This window comes from Amycolatopsis sp. NPDC104775 (assembly GCF_055583325.1).
Genome location: NZ_JBVJOE010000006.1, coordinates 444258 through 458984, shown reverse-complemented (window position 1 = coordinate 458984; position 14727 = coordinate 444258). Strand labels below are relative to the sequence as shown.

Here is a 14727-nt window from a genome sequence, read left to right as displayed (position 1 = left end):
AGCAAGAGCCGACGCTCGTGCCCGCCAGTACGAAAACCCTGGCGGCGCTACGGTCCGAAAGCGGCGCGAATCGTCGGCTAACCCTGCCGAACCGCCGTCGGAAGCTCGACCGGCTGCCGCAGCGCGTCGAGCACCGCGTTCACCGCCGCCCGTCGCGGCGATCCCCGGCGGGTGACCGCGACGATCGTGCGCGTCACCGGCGTCGCCAGCGCCCTCGTCGCGACCCGGTACCGCGGATCCACCGCGAGCCCGGGCAGCAGCGCGATCGACAGCCCGGCCTCGACGTGCTGCAAGGTCATCAGATAATTGCTGAACCGGCACACCACGCGCGGCTCAAACCCCGATTCGCGGCACAGCCGCAGCGTCAGATTCGCCATGTACGACGGGGGAATGTCGAGCGCCCACGGTTCGCCGGCGTAGTCCGCGAGCACCGCGGGACCGGGCGGGCACGGCCGGTCGAGGGCGGTGACCAGCACGATCGGGTCGGTCGCCAGCCGGATGATCTCGAGGTCGGGGCCGAGCGGCAGGTCGGCGAAGTCCGTGGTGGTGATGACGACGTCGCTGTCGCCCGCCCGCAGCGCCGGGACGCTTTCGTGCGGTTCCCGTTCCGCCAGTTCGGTTTCCAGCCGCGGATAGTCCTGCGCGAGGCGGGTCGCGGCGGGCACGGCGAAGGTGTGGATCGCGCTCTGGAACGCGCCGATCCGCACCAGTCCGGCCGGTTCGTCGCCGCGCAGTTCGGCCTCGACCGCGTCGAGATGGTCGAGGATCGCGCGCGCCTGCCGGGCCAGTTTCTCCCCGGCGGGCGTCAGCCGAACGCGCCGGCCGGTGCGTTCCAGCAGCCGGGTGCGGGTTTCGGTCTCCAGCACCGCGAGCTGATGCGACACCGTGGAGGCACTGAGATTCACGTCCTGCGCGACCGCGCGAACCGTGCCCAGCACGGCCAGCCTGCTCAGCAACCGCAGCCGCCACGGGTTCAACATGGCCCCATCGTTGTTCGACGCCATCGCACAGGCAAGCGGAAACTGTGAGATGGACGCGGCGCTCAGCCCGGCCCTACCGTCGAAGGCATGGCCACCGACACCTTCTGGTCCGACGTCGACCGGCACCTCGTCCGCTACGCCGGGCCCGGCTCGTTCACCGGCGAGATCATCGACCGCGCCGAGGGCAGCTTCGTCTTCACCGAGGACGGGCGGCGGATCCTCGACTTCACGTCCGGACAGATGAGCGCGATCCTCGGGCACGCGCATCCGGAGATCGTCGAGACCGTCCGGAAGCAGGCCGCGAAGCTCGACCACCTGTTCAGCGGAATGCTGAGCCGCCCGGTGGTCGACCTCGCCCGGCGGCTCGCCGAGACGCTGCCGGATCCGCTGGAAAAGGCGTTGCTGCTCACCACCGGCGCCGAGTCCAACGAGGCCGCGCTGCGAATGGCCAAGCTGGTGACCGGCAAGCACGAGATCGTCTCGTTCGCCCGGTCCTGGCACGGGATGACGCAGGCCGCGGCGAGCGCCACCTACAGCGCGGGTCGTAAAGGCTACGGCCCGGGCGCACCCGGAAACTTCGCCATCCCGGTTCCCGGCGAAGACTGGGAACGCCAACTGGACCTCGCGTTCGACCTGATCGACGCGCAATCGGTCGGCAGCCTCGCCGCGTGCCTGGTGGAACCGATCCTCAGCTCCGGCGGCATCCTCGTGCCGCCGCCAGGATATTTCCCGGCGCTGCAACGGAAATGCCGGGAACGCGGCATGCTGCTGATCCTCGACGAGGCACAGACCGGGTTGTGCCGCACCGGAACCTGGTACGCCTTCGAGCACGACGGCGTCGTCCCGGACATCCTCACGGTCTCGAAGACTCTCGGTGCCGGTCTGCCGCTCGCCGCGGTGCTGACGAGCGCGGAAATCGAGCAGGAAGCCCACGACCGCGGGTACCTGTTCTTCACCACGCACGTCTCGGACCCGCTCCCGGCGGCAGTCGGAAACACCGTGCTGGACGTCCTGATCCGCGACCGCCTCGACGAACGCGCCCGCCAGCTCGGCACCCGGCTGCGCACCGGCCTCGACGAAATCGCGGCGCGGCACGAGGCGGTCGGCGAGATCCGCGGCCGTGGCCTGCTCGCCGGACTGGAACTGAGCGGCGGCGGACCGGACGCGGACAAGCTCGGCGCGCGCGTGACACAGCGGTGCCTCGAACTCGGGCTGCACATGAACATCGTGCAGCTGCCCGGGATGGGTGGCGTGTTCCGGATCGCGCCGCCGCTGACCGCGTCGGAAAGCGAGATCGACCTCGGACTGTCCATTCTGGACGAAGCGATCGGGGACGTCTCGTAGCTCAGCGGGGAACGCGGCCCGCGACGGCGGTCGCCGCCTTCTTGGCGATATCGCAGCTCTTCGACGGGTCCTGCTTGTCGTTCACGGCGACGAACACCAGCTCGTTGGTCGTCACCGCGAGGATGACGGCGCAGCTGTTCTGCCAAGAGTCGCGGGTGTCCGTCATGCCCGCCTTGTACCCGGCGATGTCGGAGATCGGCTTGACCGTCGAGCCCTCGAACTGGACGGCGTAGCCCTCCGCGTCGACCTCCGAGATGGTGACCGAGTAGCCGGGGCCCTCGCACCGGCGGCCGTCGGCCTTGGGCGTCGTGCTGCTTTCCTGCTCGAGTTCGGGCACGTCAGACGGCTTGAGCAGGCTGCACGGGTCGGTGTTCGCGAGCGGTGTGCCGGTCTTGCCGCCGTCCTGCTGCTCCGGCTCGGCACTGCTGCCAGCGGTCACGACATTCTTGTCGCCGCCCTCGGTGCTGCTGCCGCAGGCCGCGAGCCCCAGCACGCACACCAAGGCCGCCGCGGCCGTCGCCACCACTCGTCGCATCGCTTCCCCCAGGAGTCCGGTCTGGCTCGGGACAGTAATGGAACGGCTCCCGAGCGGCACCTTGGACGGCACCGCACGCCGTCCGGTTCCCCCTACTCGTCCCGGTTCAGGGGTGGGTCCCCGCTTCCGCCCCGATTAGCGTGCGCGGGGTCAACGCTGCTGCCGGGGGTGGGGAAATGCGGTCGAAAGCTACCGTCCTGATACTCGTTCTGACACTGCTCGGCACGACGCCCGCCGCCGCGAGCCCCGCGATCGGTCTCGACGGTCTTTCCCGCCCGGTCGAGGTGCTCATCGACAAGTGGGGCGTCCCGCACATCTACGCCGCCAACACCGCGGACCTGTTCTACGCCCAGGGCTTCACCGTCGCTCGCGACCGGCTGTTCCAGCTCGACACTTGGCGCCGCCGCGGGCTCGGTCTGCTCAGCGAGGTCCTCGGCGAGTCCTATGTGGACCAAGACCGTGCCGCCCGGCTGTTCCTCTACCGCGGCGACCTCCAGAAGGAATGGGCCTCCTACGGCCCGGAAGCCAAACTCGCCGCCACCCGGTTCGCCGAAGGCATCAACTCCTACGTCGACTGGCTCGCCAAACACCCCGAGGCCGTCCCGCCGGAGTTCGGCAAGCTCGGCTACCGGCCGTCGCATTGGCAGCCCGAGGACGTCGTCCGCATCCGCACGCACGCGATCGGCGAGAACCTCATGTGGGAGGTCGCCCGCGCGCAAATGGTGTGCCAGGCCGGACCGAACGCGAGCAAATACCTCCGCAGCCTGCACCCCGACCACGAGGCCGCGGTCCCCGAAGGTCTCGATCCCTGTTCGGTCCCCGGCGACGTGCTTTCCGTGTACAACAAGGCGACCGCGTCCGTCACGTTCCCGAAGGGCGTCGCCGGGCCGAAGGACATCGCCGACGCCACCAGCGGCAGCAACTCGTGGGCGATCGGCCCGAACCGCACCGCCACCGGACGGCCGATCCTCGCCAACGACCCGCACCGGGGCGCCGACGCGCTGCCGTCCGGCCGCTATGTCGCCCAGCTTTCCGCGCCCGGCCTCAACCTCACCGGGGCCGGCGAGCCGTGGAACCCGGGCATCGCGATCGGGCACAACGATTCCGTGGCGTTCGGGCTGACGAACCTTCCGGTCGACCAGACCGACCTCTACGTCTACGACCTCGACCCCGCCGACCACAACCGGTACCGCTACCGCGGCGGCTGGGAACCGATCACCAGGATCACCGAAACCATCCCGGTCCTCGGCCAACCGCCGGTGACCCGCGAACTGGCCTTCACCTGGCACGGCCCGATCGTGAAGGTCGACGAGGCGGGGCACCGGGCGTTCGCCGTGCGCACCGCGTGGACCGAACCGGGCAGCGCGGCCTACCTCGGCAGCCTGAACTACCAGCGTGCCCGCGATTTCACCGAGTTCACCGCCGGGATGCGCACCTGGGGCGCGCCCGGGTCGAATCTCGTCTACGCCGACGTCCACGGCGACATCGGCTACGTCCCCGGCGCGCTGACCCCGCGCCGCACCGGAGCCGGATACGACGGCCTGCTGCCCGTCCCCGGCGACGGACGCTACGAGTGGAACGGCTTCCACGCCAACTCCGAACTCCCGTGGCAGCACAACCCGCCGGCCGGATTCTTCGCCTCCGCCAACGACTACAACCTTCCGCCGGGCTTCCCGGTGGTCTCCAACTACGAATGGCAGCTGCCGTATCGCAAGGAGCGGATCGACGAGCTGATCAAGTCCACGCCGCGCGCCCGCGTCGCCGATTCGCTCGCCATCCAGCGCGACGAAAAATCCTTGCTGGCCACCCGGCTCACCCCGTTCCTCCGGAAGCTCTCCTCCGCCGATCCGGACACCGCGAAGGCGCTCGATCTGCTGCGCGGTTTCGACGGCGTCGCCTCGGTGGATTCCGCCCCGGCCGCGCTGTACGAAACCTGGCTGCTCAAGTACCTCCACGGCGGCTGGGCGCACACGATGCTCCCGCAAGCCGCCGCGGATGTCCTGTCCCGCACCATCAATCCGGATTTCAGCCTCGTGCTCGCGTCGTTCGCCGACCCGGACGCGTGGTTCGGTCCGGGCGGCGCGGCCAAACGCGACAAGCTCATCCTCGACACTCTCCCCCTCGCTTTCCGCGACGTCGCCGGAAAACTCGGCGCCGACCCGGCGAAGTGGCGCTGGGGCTCGCTGCAGTACCAGGAGTTCGTGCACCCGGCGGGCGGCCCGAACGTCGGCCCGACCCCGGTCGGCGGCGACTATCAGACCGTCCACCCGTCGTTCTTCCACCCGCTCACCTACCAGCAGATCATCGGCGCGACTTTCAAGATGGCGCTCGACGTCGGCGACTGGGACGCGTCGCGGGCGATCAACGCGCCGGGCCAGTCCGGCGACCCGCGCAGCCCGCACTACCGGGACCTGAACGACCTGTGGTCCTCCGGCGGCTCGTTCCCCCTGCTGTCGAGCCGCGCGGCGGTCGAACGGAACCTCGACGTCCGGATCCGGCTGGTCCCGAAGTTCACTTCGGGAACGTAGCCCGCAGCCGGACGAGCGGGACCGCGGCGGCGGCGAGCAGAACCGCGCAGGCCGTCTGCAGCAGGAGGAACCAGGTCGGGCACGCCCCCGGGATCAGGTCGACACCGACGAGCGCGACCGGCGCGACGATCGAGATGAGCCGCGCCCGCTGATAAGCCCGGTTCGATCCGCGCGCCGCGAGCGAGACGAGCCAGTACACGATCGCGGCGCTGACCGGCACCAGCGCGGACCGCGTCCACATGAAGCTGGTCGCCGCCCCGCTGGCGACAGCCACCGCGACGATGGTGCCGAAGACGGCTACGCCCATCACTCCGTAAGCCACGACGAGACCTTTCGCCAAGCCGAACGAGCGCTGGACGGCGGTGTCGGTGGTGGCGGCGGGGCGTTCGGTGGTCTGCATTGCTGTTCTCCCTTGTGGTTTCCCGTTGTGCCAGTAACGCTAGGAAGCCGCGGCCGGACCCGGTATGGGTCTGGGCGCACAAGGGGGTGGGTCTGGACCCACTCCTGTCCCGCGACGGCGGGAATCCGGCATTTCGTGGTGCACAGTGGACCGCGAAGCCGGACAGATAAGGGGAAAGAAACGATGCGACAGCTATGGTCCTGGGTGCGCGACTGCGGGGCGGGTTTCGTCCGCGCCGCCCAGGCTGCGGGGGTGGCCCTGCTGATTCCGGCCGTATGGGCGGCCGCGGTCGGCCTGTGGCAATGGTGGGGCGGAAACCCCTGGTCGTGGATCGCGCCGTTCGTCTGGGCGATGATCGGAACGTTCGCGCTGGCGCGGCCCGTCTGCCGGATGGCCCGGGCACTGGTCGCGAACTGGACCGGCCTCGTGCTCCCGTCCGGATACCGCGAGCTGCCGCCGGTGACCCAGTTGTCGACCGGATACTGGTGGAACGGCCACTCCTACTCGCGCACCAAGGAAGAGGCCCGGCGCGAACAGCGGCTGAAGAACTGGCGCTCCGACCCGGCGACCTGGCGGGACCTGCGGTTTGCCCTGCTCGCGCCGTTCTCGTTCGGCCTGGTCTCGCTCGTGCCGCTGCTCGGTGTCGTCGTCGCGGCCCTGACCTTGGTGAATCTCCCGAACGGCTACCTGGCCGGTCTTCTGGTGACGCTCGCGACCGCGCCGTACGCGTGGCGGAGCGTCATCCCGGTGGCCAAGCGCTTCCTGGGCGCGTCCACGGCGATGGAGCTGGCTGACCGGGTCGACACCCTCACCGCCCAGCGCGCGGACACGACCATCGCGCAGGCCGCGGAAATCCGCCGCATCGAACGGGATCTGCACGACGGCGCGCAAGCCCGGCTGGTCGCGCTCGGCCTCGCGCTGGCGACCGCGGAGAAACTGATGGAGACCAATCCCGACCAGGCCAAGGAATTGCTGCGCGACGCCCGGACCGGTGCGGCCACCTCGCTCACGGAATTGCGCGAACTCGTCCGCGGCATCAGCCCGCCGGTGCTGAACGAACGCGGCCTCGTCGACGCGGTCCGCGCGATGGCGATGGACCTGCCGGTGGACGTCACCGTCGAGGCCGCTTTGGCGCAGCCGCTCGATCCGCCGATCGAATCCGCGCTGTACTTCGGAATCGCCGAGCTGCTCGCCAACGCGGTGAAGCACGCCCACGCGTCGCACGTGCGAGTTTCCCTTCTGCAGAAAGGAAATCAGCTGTGCGCTGAGGTCGAGGACAACGGTCGCGGCGGGGCCGAAATCCGTCCCGAAGGCGGACTCGCCGGACTGCGCCGCCGCCTCGCGGTCTTCGACGGCACGGTCGAGATCACCAGCCCGCAAGGCGGCCCGACCCGAGCGTGGATGATGGTGCCATGCGCATCGTCGTAGCCGAAGACCTCTACCTGCTCCGCGACGGACTCGTCCGCCTTCTGCAGGCCTACGGCCACGAGGTGGTGGCGACCGCGACGACCGGTCCGGAAACCGTCGCCGTGCTGCGGGAACATCGGCCGGACGTCGCCGTGGTCGACGTCCGGATGCCGCCGACGCAAACTGACGAAGGCCTGCGCGCGGTGCTCGCCGCGCGACGCGAGACGCCCGGGCTGCCGGTGCTGATCCTGTCCCAGCACGTCGAACAGCTCTACGCTCGCGAGCTTCTCGCCGACGGGGCCGGCGGCGTCGGATACCTGTTGAAGGACAGCGTTTTCGAGGCCGAACAGTTCATAGACGCCCTCGAACGCGTCGCCGCCGGCGGCACGGCGATGGACCCGGGGGTGATCTCGAAACTGCTCACGAGCGGATCGCCGGATCAGCGCCTCGGCTCGCTGACCGAGCGCGAGCGTTCGGTGCTGGAACTGATGGCCGAAGGCCTGTCGAACGCGGAGATCGCCCGGCGGCTGTTCCTGAGCGAAAGCGCGATCAGCAAGTACACGACGTCGCTGTTCGGCAAACTCGGCATCAGCGACGACGACACCGGAAACCGGCGCGTCCTCGCCGTGCTGGCCTATCTGAACCGGCCCGGAAAACAGCACTGAAAACGGCCCGCACCCGAAACAGATGCGGGCCGTTTCGGAGTCATCCGACCAGATTTCCGAAGCGCCGCAACGTTTCCTCCGCGCCGAGCGCCTGCGTGATCGAGTGCAGGTCCGGGCTGCGGGTCGACCCGGTGATCGCGATCCGGATGATCTGCGACGCCTCGCGGATCGAACCCGGGTAGGCGTCCGGGTTCTTCTTGTATTCCTTGGCGTTCTTGGCGAACCCGTGCTTCGCCGCGACGTCGCGGATCTGCTGGAACCACTCCTGGCCGTCGTCGAGCTGCTGGTACGCCGACACGAAGTCCGACGCCACCGCGCGCACGACGTCCGCCGGAACGCCGAGCGCCGCGATCCGCTCGTCGTCCGGACCGGTCACCGCCTGGTGCAGCTGCGGGAAGAAGAACCCGTAGACGGCGCGGAACTCGCTCCACTTCTTCAAGTCCTTGCGCGGGTTCTCGACGCCCTCGCGTTCCACCGCCAGCGCGCGCAGCGCCAGCTCGCGCGAGGACTCCAGGACCGCTTTCAGCTCCGGGTCGAACCGCTCGGCCCACTCCAGCACCGCCGCGAGGATCTCCTCGCCGGACAGCGTCGCGACGTAGTCCGCGGCGAGGTCGTCCAGCTTCACCAGGTCCACGAGCGGACCGGCGACACCGCATTCGTCGAGGTTGATCGGCGCGTCGAGCGCTTCGGCGAGCGGCATCTCGGCGAGCCGTCCGTTCGCCAGCCCGCGCAGGTAGTAGAGCACCGCCGGGACCGGGTAGCCCGCTTCGAGGTAGAAGTCGACCGAGGCTTCCGGGTCCTTGCGCTTGGACAGCTTGCGCTTGCTGCCGCCCTCCTGCTTCATCAGCGGCGCGATGTGCGCGTACTGGATCGACTCGAAGCCCAGCGCGTCGAACAGCTGCTGGTGCGTCGGCACCGACGAGATCCACTCGTCGCCGCGGATCACGAGGTTCACGCGCATCAGGTGGTCGTCGACCGCGTGCGCGAAGTGGTAGGTCGGCAGCCGCGGGCTCTGGTCGGAGCTCTTGAGGATCACCACGTCGTTGCGGTTGGCCTCGGCCTCGATGGTGCCGCGGATCGCGTCGGTGAAGCGCACGCGCTGCCCGGTGTCGTCGGGCGCGCGGAAGCGGACCACCCACGGCTCGCCCGCGTCGAGCTTCGCCTGCACGTCGGCCGGGTCGGCGTCGCGCCAGATCGCCCACGAGCCGTAGTAGCCCGTCGGGAGCTTCGTCGCCTGCTGCCGTGCAGTGATGGACGCCAGCTCGTCCTTCGTCGCGAAGTCGATGTACGCGCGGCCTTCGCGCAGCAGGTGGCGTACGTAGGTGAGGTAGATCTGCTCGCGCTCGGACTGCCGGTACGGGCCGTAGTCGCCACCGCGCACCGCGTCCTCGTCAGCCTGCAGCCCGAAGTACGCGAAGCCGCGTTCGAACTGCTCCAGCGCGCCTTCGACCTCGCGTGACTGGTCGGTGTCCTCGACGCGCACCAGGTAGCGGCCCTCGGAGCGGCGCGCGACGTCCTGGTCGATCGTCGCGACGTAGATGCCGCCGATGTGCACGAAGCCGGTCGGCGACGGGCCGAACCGGGTCACCTTCGCGCCTTCGGGCAGCTGCCGGGCCGGGTAGCGCTGTTCCCAGTGCTCAGGCTCGGGCAGATCCGCGGGGAAGAGGGCGTCGATGACCGCACGGTCCAGCATCGGAGGTCGGGTCTCCCAGGTCGTTCGGGTGTTTTCGCTAGTGCGTCGAGTATCGCCGACCGCCGTCGCCGCCGGTCGCTCAGGTCCCCGCGTTGTCGGCACGGTTGCCAACCGACCGTTTACGATATATCGTGAACGTGTCGCAACAGTTCGAGAAAGGAATTCAGACCATGAACCGACGACGACACCCTTTCCCCGGCGGACGCTCCTTCCCCGGCGGACATCACGAACACGGAGAGCACGACCAGCACGGACGGTCCTCGTTCGGCCCGTGGGGCCGGGAATTCGGGGAGTTCGCTTTCGGGCCGGGCGGTCGCGGACGACGCGGCCACGGTCCGGGCGGACGCCGCGGCTCCCGGCGCGGCCGGCGCGGCGACGTGCGGGCGGCGATCCTCACCCTGCTCGCGGAACAGCCGCGGCACGGGTACGAGATCATCCGCGAGATCGGCGAGCGCAGCGGCGGGCTCTGGAAGCCCAGCCCCGGCTCGATCTACCCGACCCTGCAGATGCTGGCCGACGAAGGCCTGGTCGTGAGCCGGGACGAGACCGGCAAGAAGCTCTTCGAGCTCACCGACGAGGGCCGCGCCACCGCCGAGCAGCAGACCGGCACCCCGCCGTGGGAGCACTTCACCGACGACGTCGAACCAGTCGAGCACGACCTCCGCAAGGCAGGCGCGACGCTGGCCGCGGCCGTCGTGCAGGTGATGCGCGCCGGGAGCGAGAACCAGCAGGCCCGCGCGGTGGACGTGCTCAACGAAGCACGGCGGTCGATCTACTCGATCCTCGGCGAGGTCGAGGACGATTCCGCCGAGTCCGGAGAGGCAGCCGAGTGACCGGGCAGGACGAGGCCGGTGGGTTTGACGCGGCAATGCACGCGATAGCCCACCGGCAGCGTCACCTCGCCCGATCCCGGGTTCAGCCGGCGCGTGTCGGCGATCGCCCGCTGCGCGACCTTCGCGCTGAACTCGATCTTCAACACTGATTCCGCCGCGGCGAAGTCCGCGAAGCGCCAACGCGTGCGTACGCGCCGGCAGTTGAAGCCTTGCGCGGCGAAGAAGCGTTCTACCGCAGGCGGGTCGTACTGCGGCAAGTCTGCCCGCATCCACCCGCCATACGGTTCGCTGGTCACGTCGAGGTCGACGATCACGATCGATCCTCCGGGCCGCAGCACCCGTTCCGCTTCACGCAGCCCGGGTTCGCACCCAGGGCCGAAGAAATACGCGGTGCGCGCGTGCACGATGTCCACACTGGCGTCGTCCACCGGCAACCGCTGCGCCCGTCCCACCCGGACTTGCACGTTCTCCAGATCCCGCACCCGTCGTTCCGCGTCCCGCGCGAGCGGCGGGTGCGGTTCGATTCCCAGCACGGAACGCGCGTCCTCGGCGAAGAACGGCAAGTGGTATCCGTCACCACAGCCGAGATCGAGAAGGTCGCGACCGGTCCAGTCGCACTCTTCGCGCAGTACGCGCCAGATCTCGCCGTCTGCGTCCTGCGCCCGGTTTTCCGTCTCGTAAACGTCCTGGTAGTACCAAATGTTCGGGCTGGGAACGACTTCTCGCGACGCCGCCGGACCGCGGAACAACCAGCGCACGGCACTCCTTCCGACTCCCGGGGCTCCGACGGACGCGGCAGCTTTCCCGCTCAGAGCGTAGAACCCCGCTCGTCCGAATACACTTCTCCCTCATCCGGGGAGGAGAACGCGATGTCGATCGGCTGGCCAGGCGCCCGCGCGATCCCGGCGGGGTTGCCCTGCTGGGTCGAGGTGGCGTGCCACGACGAAGCTCGGACTCAGGAGTTCTACTCCCGCCTTTTCGGCTGGGAGTACGAAACCCGGCGCGATCCCGCGGCGCCGAACGGCCGGTACTCCATCGCGTCGTGCGCCGGGGTTCCCGCCGGTGGTCTATACCAAGCCGGGCCTCGCAGCGCGCCCGGCTGGACGCTGCAGCTCTCGGTGCCGCACACGGCGAGCGCGGCCGAATGGGTGGAGCACCTCGGCGGCCAGGTGACGCTTGGGCCGATCGCGATTCCCGACCGCGGCAGCATCCTGCACGCGATCGACGCGTGCGGTTCGCCGGTGGTGTTCTGGGAGGCCCCGCCGGACTGGCAGTTCGCGAGCGGCGTGCCCAACACGTTCAGCGGCGCGGACCTCAACACCCACGACGGCGTGGCCGCGGACCACTTCTACACCAAGCTGTTCAACTACTCGAGCCGTCAGGTCGGCGACGGCGAAAGCGTCGACTACGCCGAATATTCCATTGAGCACACGGCGGTGCTGTACCGCTACGTGATGGGTCCCGAATACCGCCGGGACACGCCCCCGCACTGGCTCGTGTACTTCGAGGTCGATCCCGCGCGCGGCACGGACGCGGCGGCGGGCGAGGCGCTGATGCTCGGCGGAACGGTGGTGATCGAGCCGTACGACACCCCGTTCGGCCGCACCGCGCTCCTCGCCGATCCGGACGGCGCGGTGTTCGCGGTGATCGACCACTCGGTGGTGCTGGAAGACGTGGGCCGCGCCGAGGTCGACGACCCCTACGACGACTGAGGGACTCAGGCGGGCACGAAGGCCGACAGCAACAGCCACGACACGACAGCCGAGGGCAGCAGCGAGTCGAGGCGGTCCATGATGCCGCCGTGGCCGGGCAGCAGCGTGCCCATGTCCTTGATGCCGAGGTCGCGTTTGATGAGCGATTCGACGAGGTCGCCGAGCGTCGCGGTGAGCACGATCGCGGCGCCGAAGATGACGCCCTGCCAGGCGTGGCCGTCCAGCATGAGGCTGATCGTGAGCACGCCCGCGGCGATGCCCGCGATCATCGAACCGGCGAAGCCCTCCCAGGACTTCTTCGGGCTGATCGTGGGAGCCATCGGGTGTTTGCCGCCGAGCACGCCGGCGATGTAGCCGCCGGTGTCGGAAGCGACCACGGCGATCAGGAACGTGAGCACGCGCCCGACGCCGTCGTGCGGCGGCACGAGCATGGCCGCGAACGCGCCGAACAACGGCAGGTACGCGGCGGCGAAAACGGAAGCGCTGACGTCGCGCACATAACCCTTGGCTCCGCCGGGCAATCGCCACAGCAGGCTGGCCAGCACGGTGAGCACGAACGCGGTGAGCGCGCCTTCCCGGCCGAACGGCCAGGCCAGCCAGATCATCGCCTGCCCGCCGACGAGCACCGGGATCAGCGCGATCTTGGTGTCCGCGACCCGGCGCAGCACGCCGGAGAACTCGAACGTGCCGACCGCGATCGCGGCGGCGATGACCCCGATGAAGAGGAACCGGACGGTCAGCAGGGAGACGATGATCGCGGCCCCGAGCAGCAGCCCGACGCCGATCGCCGCGGGAAGGTTGCGCCCGGCCCGGGACGCCTTCTTCTCCGGAGCGGCTTTCGCGTCGTCCGCCGATCCGCTCGCGGAACCGCCGTTCCCGCCCTTGGCCCGCTCGGCCGCCGGAACGCCCGGCGCCGATCCGCCCTGAGGGACAGCTTTTCCGCTCTTCGCCGATCCGTCCTCGGACGCGGCTTTCGCGCCCTTCGCCGATCCGTGCTCGGCTTTCGCGCCCTTGGCCAGTCCGCCCGCGGGAACGCCTTTCGCGCCCTTCGCCGACTCGTCTCCGGCTTCCGCCTGTTTTCCGAACACCGCACCGGATTCCGCGCGCGCAGCCGCCGCGGAGTCCGTTTTCCGCTGCCCAGCAGGGTTTTCCGGAGCCGGTTCCAGCCGCGACACCGGGTCCGGCTCGGCGGCCGGGTCCGGTGGCGGGATGTCGCTCACCCGCTCGTCGCGTTCCTCGCTCACCTGGCTCATCAGACCTCGAGCAGCTCGGCTTCCTTGTGTTTCACCAGCTCGTCGACCTGGTGCACGTAGGTGTCTGTGAGGTTCTGCAGCTCCTTCTCGGCGCGCGCGACCTCGTCCTCGCCCGCTTCGCCGTCCTTGGCGATGCGGTCGAGTTCTTCCTTGGCCTTGCGGCGGACGCTGCGGATCGAGACGCGGGCGTCCTCGCCCTTGCCCTTGGCGACCTTCACCATCTCCTTGCGCCGCTCCTCGGTGAGCTGCGGGATGACGATGCGGATGACGTTGCCGTCGTTGCTCGGGTTGACGCCGAGGTCGGACTCGCGGATCGCCTTCTCGATGGCGTTCAGCTGCGTCTGGTCGTAAGGCTTGATCAACGCCATCCGGGCCTCCGGCACGTTGACGCTGGCCAGCTGGTTCAGCGGGGTCGGCGCACCGTAGTACTCGACGACGATGCGGGAGAACATCGACGGGTGGGCCCGCCCGGTGCGCACCGACGTGAGGTCTTCCTTCGCGACGGACACCGCTTTTTCCATCTTCTCCTCGGCGTCGAGGAGGGTCTCGTCGATCACGGCTACTCCCGGTGTTGTGTTGTCGGACCTGAGCTTGATCCCAGCAGGTCTAGGCGGACGCCTCGTCGGCGGGGGTGGAGACCAGCGTGCCGATCCTCTCACCGCCGACCGCGCGGGCGATGTTGCCCTCGGTGAGCAGGTTGAACACGATGATCGGCATCTTGTTGTCCATGCAGAGGCTGAACGCGGTGGCGTCGGCGACCTTGAGGCCGCGCTCGAGCACCTCGCGGTGGCTGATCTCGTGGAACATCTTCGCGTCCGGATCGGTCTTCGGGTCCGCGGTGTAGACGCCGTCCACGGCCTTCGCCATCAGCACGGCCTCGCAGCCGAGTTCGAGCGCGCGCTGCGCGGCGGCGGTGTCGGTGGAGAAGTACGGCATGCCGACGCCGGCGCCGAAGATCACGACGCGGCCCTTCTCCAGGTGCCGTTCCGCGCGGCGCGGGATGTAGGGCTCGGCGACCTGGCCCATCGTGATCGCGGTCTGCACGCGGGTCGGGAGGCCTTCCTTTTCGAGGAAGTCCTGCAGCGCGAGGCAGTTCATCACGGTGCCGAGCATCGCCATGTAGTCGGCGCGGTCGCGGTCCATGCCGCGCTGGGACAGCTCCGCGCCGCGGAAATAGTTGCCGCCGCCGATCACCACCGCGATCTGCACTCCGGTGCGCGCGACGTCGGCGATCTGCTGGGCCACGGAGTGCACGACGTCGGGGTCGACGCCCACCGCGCCGCCGCCGAACATCTCGCCGCCCAGTTTCAGCAGCACCCGGCGGTATCCGCCCTCGACCCGGTCCTCACCCATGTCTGTCGCCTCCTGCCCCTCGGT

The 14727-nt window shown here is 69.5% G+C and carries 14 protein-coding genes; 6 read left to right on the top strand and 8 right to left on the bottom strand.

Annotated features, from left to right (window positions below; genetic code table 11):
* Positions 1 to 77: 77 nt before the first annotated feature.
* Positions 78 to 980: a LysR family transcriptional regulator gene (locus tag ACZ63D_RS28290; protein WP_465357376.1), complete on the bottom strand. Its 903-nt coding sequence runs from the start codon at positions 978 to 980 to the stop codon at positions 78 to 80.
* A gap of 87 nt (positions 981 to 1067) precedes the next feature.
* Here ACZ63D_RS28290 and ACZ63D_RS28285 point away from each other — a divergent pair, with 87 nt between their 5' ends.
* Entirely contained in the window at positions 1068 to 2324 is a 1257-nt protein-coding gene (locus tag ACZ63D_RS28285) for an aspartate aminotransferase family protein (protein ID WP_465357375.1), read from the top strand.
* A 1-nt stretch (position 2325) separates the two neighbouring features.
* Here the strand turns inward: ACZ63D_RS28285 and ACZ63D_RS28280 are convergent, their stop codons facing one another.
* Entirely contained in the window at positions 2326 to 2859 is a 534-nt protein-coding gene (locus tag ACZ63D_RS28280; RefSeq protein WP_465357374.1) for a DUF3558 family protein, read from the bottom strand.
* Between the two features lie 176 nt (positions 2860 to 3035).
* Here ACZ63D_RS28280 and ACZ63D_RS28275 point away from each other — a divergent pair, with 176 nt between their 5' ends.
* Positions 3036 to 5387: a penicillin acylase family protein gene (locus ACZ63D_RS28275; RefSeq protein ID WP_465357373.1), complete on the top strand. Its 2352-nt coding sequence runs from the start codon at positions 3036 to 3038 to the stop codon at positions 5385 to 5387.
* Here ACZ63D_RS28275 and ACZ63D_RS28270 read toward each other — a convergent pair.
* Positions 5371 to 5787, bottom strand: a complete 417-nt coding sequence (locus tag ACZ63D_RS28270) for a hypothetical protein (RefSeq protein WP_465357372.1) — start codon at positions 5785 to 5787, stop codon at positions 5371 to 5373. The genes ACZ63D_RS28275 and ACZ63D_RS28270 overlap by 17 nt on opposite strands.
* A 183-nt stretch (positions 5788 to 5970) precedes the next feature.
* Here ACZ63D_RS28270 and ACZ63D_RS28265 point away from each other — a divergent pair, with 183 nt between their 5' ends.
* Together ACZ63D_RS28265 and ACZ63D_RS28260 are read left to right on the top strand one after the other, a co-directional pair.
* Positions 5971 to 7215 carry a sensor histidine kinase gene (locus tag ACZ63D_RS28265; protein WP_465357371.1) on the top strand — a complete coding sequence of 415 codons (1245 nt, stop codon included), beginning with the start codon at positions 5971 to 5973 and terminating at the stop codon, positions 7213 to 7215.
* Positions 7200 to 7859, top strand: coding sequence for a response regulator transcription factor (locus ACZ63D_RS28260; RefSeq protein WP_465357370.1), 660 nt, complete (start codon positions 7200 to 7202; stop codon positions 7857 to 7859). The genes ACZ63D_RS28265 and ACZ63D_RS28260 overlap by 16 nt, the downstream gene beginning before the upstream one ends.
* Before the next feature lie 40 nt (positions 7860 to 7899).
* On the opposite strand, the gene ACZ63D_RS28255 is transcribed toward ACZ63D_RS28260, so the two are convergent.
* Complete coding sequence (locus tag ACZ63D_RS28255; RefSeq protein ID WP_465357369.1) at positions 7900 to 9552, bottom strand: glutamate--tRNA ligase; 1653 nt, start codon at positions 9550 to 9552, stop codon at positions 7900 to 7902.
* Between the two features lie 170 nt (positions 9553 to 9722).
* On the opposite strand from ACZ63D_RS28255, the gene ACZ63D_RS28250 reads away from it, so the two are divergent.
* Positions 9723 to 10385: a PadR family transcriptional regulator gene (locus ACZ63D_RS28250; protein WP_465357368.1), complete on the top strand. Its 663-nt coding sequence runs from the start codon at positions 9723 to 9725 to the stop codon at positions 10383 to 10385.
* Here ACZ63D_RS28250 and ACZ63D_RS28245 read toward each other — a convergent pair.
* Complete coding sequence (locus ACZ63D_RS28245; RefSeq protein ID WP_465357367.1) at positions 10325 to 11143, bottom strand: class I SAM-dependent methyltransferase; 819 nt, start codon at positions 11141 to 11143, stop codon at positions 10325 to 10327. The genes ACZ63D_RS28250 and ACZ63D_RS28245 overlap by 61 nt on opposite strands.
* Before the next feature lie 111 nt (positions 11144 to 11254).
* Here ACZ63D_RS28245 and ACZ63D_RS28240 point away from each other — a divergent pair, with 111 nt between their 5' ends.
* Complete coding sequence (locus tag ACZ63D_RS28240) at positions 11255 to 12097, top strand: VOC family protein (RefSeq protein ID WP_465357366.1); 843 nt, start codon at positions 11255 to 11257, stop codon at positions 12095 to 12097.
* Between the two features lie 5 nt (positions 12098 to 12102).
* On the opposite strand, the gene ACZ63D_RS28235 is transcribed toward ACZ63D_RS28240, so the two are convergent.
* From ACZ63D_RS28235 to pyrH, 3 genes are all read right to left on the bottom strand, one after another.
* Positions 12103 to 13116, bottom strand: a complete 1014-nt coding sequence (locus ACZ63D_RS28235; protein ID WP_465357458.1) for a phosphatidate cytidylyltransferase — start codon at positions 13114 to 13116, stop codon at positions 12103 to 12105.
* Positions 13117 to 13349: 233 nt separating this feature from the next.
* Positions 13350 to 13907, bottom strand: coding sequence for a ribosome recycling factor (gene frr / locus ACZ63D_RS28230; RefSeq protein WP_037810317.1), 558 nt, complete (start codon positions 13905 to 13907; stop codon positions 13350 to 13352).
* Between the two features lie 49 nt (positions 13908 to 13956).
* Positions 13957 to 14703, bottom strand: a complete 747-nt coding sequence (pyrH, locus tag ACZ63D_RS28225; protein WP_101435129.1) for a UMP kinase — start codon at positions 14701 to 14703, stop codon at positions 13957 to 13959.
* Positions 14704 to 14727 lie beyond the last annotated feature (24 nt).